A 3,887-nucleotide genomic window follows, 5' to 3' on the forward strand; every position below is an offset into this window, starting at 1 on the left:
TTCTGCTGACAGCAGAAACGTCAGGGTGCTGCGCATCCCGTCGCGCACCGCCTGCCGAGCAGCCCGGACGTAGCCGAGGACGCGGAGCGCAGTGGAGCGACGGCGACGGCGGGACAGCAGCAGGCCGACGACTATCCGCAGACCGCTGACTCGTCCCTCGCCGCTTCGCCCAGGAAGACCCGGCCCGTCTGCTCGCCGGCCATGCGGACGGGGACCTTCTCGTCGGCGTCCACGTCGAGGGCCAGCTCCACGTCCGCGGCGAAGCCGGCGGCGCGCAGTTCGCGGGCGGAGACGCAGTCGGCGAGGTCGGGCAGGGCGGTGGGGTGGGACCACGTCGCGGCGGCGAGGCGGGCCTCGGCGGAGAGGGAGTAGCCGAGGTCGGCCAGGCCGGCGCAGACGGCTCCGGCGCCGATCCAGTCCTCGGCCGCGGGGCGGGTGCCGATGGCGGCGGGGTCCACGGAGCTCCAGTGCTCGCCGCAGGCGATGACGGTCACGCGTCCGGCGCGCACGCTGGTCATCAGCTGCGCAGCGACCGCCGCGCAGGCGGAGGCGTTGCGGGGGCTGCCGATGAGCACGGCCGTGGCCTTGGACGCGGCGCTGACGACCGAGGCGCCGTTCCGGGACGTGAAGATGACGCGCTGGCCCGGCTCGGCCTCCAGCAGGCTCGCGGGCGAGAGCGAGACCTGCCCGGCGGCGGCCTTGCGCCTGCGGCTCGGCGGCCTGGCTCCCAGGCGCAGGGCGGCCATCGCGGGGCCGCCCAGTGATTCGATCTCGGCGCCGCTGTAGACGAGGCAGGTGAAGTCGCGGGATACGGCGATCGACAGCGTCGTCGAGAGCGAGAAGACGTCGACGACGACGATCACGTCTCCGCGCGCGGCGGCCAGGGCGGCCCCGGTGCGGCCCCACTCCACGTGCACCGAGCTGTCCGGCCACGGGTCGAAAGCGGCGGAGCGCGTGGCGCGGGACAAATACGCCGCGGGTCCGCCGGCACCCGCGGACCCCAGCACGCCTACCGCTCCCGCCGCCGCGGGGGCCGTCCTCTCGACGACGGCCGAGGGGAGGTCGGGGTAGTCGGGGACGACGCCGGAGTTCGGCGGGGGAACGGCGTCCGCGCTCGCGTTCAGGTCCGCATGACCCTCGTGCATCGGTCCCCTCCTTCGCCGATCCTCGCAGCACGCCATGGTAGTCCCGTGACGTACGCCGCAGCGGCCGACCCGGAAAATCAGAGCACGAATCCGAGGTGTCGGCGGCGCCGCTGATCCCAGTGCGGTCCCGGCCGGCCCTCCCGCCCCTGCCAGCTCAGTCGGCGGGCGAGAGGGATGCGAGGTATCTTCCGATTCCCGCCACGGCCACGGAGCCCTGGCCGATCGCCGAGCTGATCCGCTTGACGGATCCGGCGCGCACGTCGCCGGCCGCGAACACGCCGGGTACCGAGGTCTCGGCGAGCAGCGGGGCGCGCTCCTCGGGCCACGGCAGCGGGAGCAGTTCGGGCCTGCGCACCACCTCGACGTCGGTGAGGATGAAGCCGTACTCGTCCTGGGCCACGACGTCGCGCAGCCAGCCGGAGAAGGGGACGGTTCCGGTCAGCACGTAGAGGGTCGAGGCCGTGAGGACCTCCGTCGCGCCCGTGGTTCCGGAGAGCAGCACCACCTTCTCGAGCCTGCCGTAGCCGCGCACCTCGCCGATCTCGCAGTCGCACACGACGCGGATGTTCGGCGTGGCCATGACGCGTTCGGCCATCTCCGGGCTGATCGCGGCCTCCTCGAGCGCCGGTTCGCGGACGACGAGGACGACCGTGCGGGCGTGCTCGGCGAAGTCGAGCGCCGCGGTGCCCGCCGCGTCCCCGGATCCCGCGACGACGACGTCCTCGCCCTCCGTCTGCCGCGTCTCCGCCTTCGAATAGCCGTAGTAGACGCCCGCGTTGAGCAGCTCCTCCACGCCGGGGGCCTCCAGCCTGCGCCAGGTCATCCCGGTCGCGATGAGCACCGACCTGCCGACGACGACCGTGCCGTCGTCCAGCATCACGCGGTGGGCGCCGCGCAGCGGCAGGAGGGCCGTCGCCACCTTCGCGCTGCACCACTGCACGCCGAGCTGCTTGGCCTGGGCCAGTGCGCGGTGCGCGAAGTCGGCTCCGGTCAGGCCTGCGGGGAAACCGAGGTGGTTGTCCATCTGCACGGTGCCGGCCGCCTGGCCGCCGGGGCAGTCGTCCTCGACCACGACGACGGTCAGCCCGTCGCAGGCCGCTGCGACGGCTGCCGAGAGCCCGGCGGGGCCGCCGCCGACCACGACCAGGTCGTAGCGGTCCAGCGTCGCTGGCTCGGTCAGCTCCAGCGCCTCCGCGAGCTGCGCGATGGACGGGTCGAACAGCGCCCGGCCGTCGTCCAGCAGCACGGTGGTGGGGGCCGGGTTCGGCAGGTTCAGGTCCCGCGCCATCGCCTGCGCCTGCGGGTCGTCCGAGAGGTCGAACCAGGAGAACGGCACCAGGCTGCGCGAGAGGTAGTCCTTGACCAGATACGCCGTGGACGAATAGCGGTGGCCGAGCACGGTCACGCCGAGCTGCGAGGCGCCGTGCTGGCCGGCCCACTCGCCGAGCAGGTCGTCGACCATCGCGAACAGCCGCTCGGCCGGCGATCCGGCGGCCAGCGCCAGGTACCGGTCGACCTGGCTCTGGGTGATGGCCTGCAGCGTCGCCTCGGTGTCCGCGGGCCGGGCCAGCAGGATCCGGCGGGTCGCCGGGGAGGCGGCCTTCACATGGCCGAACAGCTCGATCGCGCTGCCGTCGGGCAGCCGCATCAGGCTGATCACGAGGGCGATCGGCCGGCCGACGCCGATGGCGTGCGCGAGGGCGTCGGTGGCCTCGCGCACCCCGGCGGCGGCCAGCACCCGGTAGCGCATGCCGAGATGCCCGCGCAGCCGCTCGACGATCTCGTCGCGCTGCACCGGCTCGTCGTGCAGGACGAGGACGAGCGGCACGACGGCTGTCAGGTCCGGGGATTCGACGTCCATGCCTTGAAGCTAAGCCGGGTGCCGCACGGTCGCCCGCCGAAGCGAACAAACGGGCGACGGGTGTCGTCCGGCGCCGCACCGGGAACCGAAGAGGAAGGAGAGCGCACACGTGGCGGGAAGGGGTGGGCAACGGCGTGATGACGGGCCTCGAGGGGGCGTTGAGCGATACCGCGGCCACCGGCCTGATCCTGGGCGGCGGCGCACTCGGTTCCGGCCTGCTGGTGCTCGGCCTCACCGTGCTCGCGGTACGCCGCGGGGCGCGCGAGGAGCGGGCGCGCCGGCGGGCCGCCTCGGCGGCGGCGCGGGCGCGGGCCAAGCGCGCCGCGCTGCACACCGCGGCCGCCCGGCGGGCCGCGCACGATCCGTATCCGCAGCAACCGTATTCGCCGCAGGAGCCCGCCTCGCACCAGCCCTATTCGCGGCCTTACACGGTGCCCCGGCAGGACTCGCTGGGCACCACCAACGGGCATCTCGACGCGCACGAGAGCGCGGAGTGACGGCGCAGTGACCGGCGCCGCGCGGCCGCGGCGGAATCAGGGGGCGAGCGCCTCGAGGGTCTCGGCGCGGTCCGGGACCAGTATCACGTCGTCCACGCCGACGGCCCGGAACTCGCCGAGCACCGCGCGCACGGCCGCGACGTCGCCGACCGCGGTGACCGCGGCCAGCAGCTCCGGCGGCGCGGCGGCCACCACCGAGCGCACGTGCGCCCCGGACCTGGCCAGCCGGACCACCTCGCCGAAGCCGGCCTCGCTGAACATCCCGCTGAACCCGGCCGAGCGCAGATACGGCACCAGGTCGCGGAGCATCGTGCGCCGTCCCTCGGCGTCCGGCTCGACGGCCACCGGCAGCCACAGCGCTATCTTCGGCGCCCGCTCCCGGCC

General features: G+C 74.3%; 3 protein-coding genes and 1 pseudogene. 1 reads left to right on the forward strand and 3 read right to left on the reverse strand.

Translation table 11 applies throughout. The features are described 5' to 3' along the window. Positions 1-131 precede the first annotated feature (131 nt). Entirely contained in the window at positions 132-1,145 is a 1,014-nt protein-coding gene (locus KDK95_RS34090; RefSeq protein WP_212522497.1) for a 2-phosphosulfolactate phosphatase, read from the reverse strand. Between the two features lie 154 nt (positions 1,146-1,299). Continuing rightward, positions 1,300-3,006, reverse strand: coding sequence for an NAD(P)/FAD-dependent oxidoreductase (locus KDK95_RS34095; protein ID WP_212522498.1), 1,707 nt, complete (start codon positions 3,004-3,006; stop codon positions 1,300-1,302). A gap of 137 nt (positions 3,007-3,143) precedes the next feature. Here KDK95_RS34095 and KDK95_RS34100 point away from each other — a divergent pair, with 137 nt between their 5' ends. Further along, positions 3,144-3,503 (forward strand): hypothetical protein, encoded by a 360-nt coding sequence (locus KDK95_RS34100; protein WP_212522499.1) that lies wholly within the window; start codon positions 3,144-3,146, stop codon positions 3,501-3,503. Positions 3,504-3,539: 36 nt separating this feature from the next. Here KDK95_RS34100 and KDK95_RS34105 read toward each other — a convergent pair. Continuing rightward, a pseudogene (locus KDK95_RS34105) lies at positions 3,540-3,887 on the reverse strand (LLM class F420-dependent oxidoreductase); the annotation flags it as partial.

The organism is Actinospica acidithermotolerans, assembly GCF_018139625.1.
Classification (GTDB): domain Bacteria; phylum Actinomycetota; class Actinomycetes; order Streptomycetales; family Catenulisporaceae; genus Actinospica; species Actinospica acidithermotolerans.

What these genes read in the sequence shown, in the direction of transcription:
- KDK95_RS34090 (WP_212522497.1), bottom strand. Translation starts at nt 1,145, where the DNA reads ATGCACGAGGGTCATGCGGACCTGAACGCGAGCGCGGACGCCGTTCCC.
- KDK95_RS34095 (WP_212522498.1), bottom strand. Translation starts at nt 3,006, where the DNA reads ATGGACGTCGAATCCCCGGACCTGACAGCCGTCGTGCCGCTCGTCCTC.
- KDK95_RS34100 (WP_212522499.1), top strand. Translation starts at nt 3,144, where the DNA reads ATGACGGGCCTCGAGGGGGCGTTGAGCGATACCGCGGCCACCGGCCTG.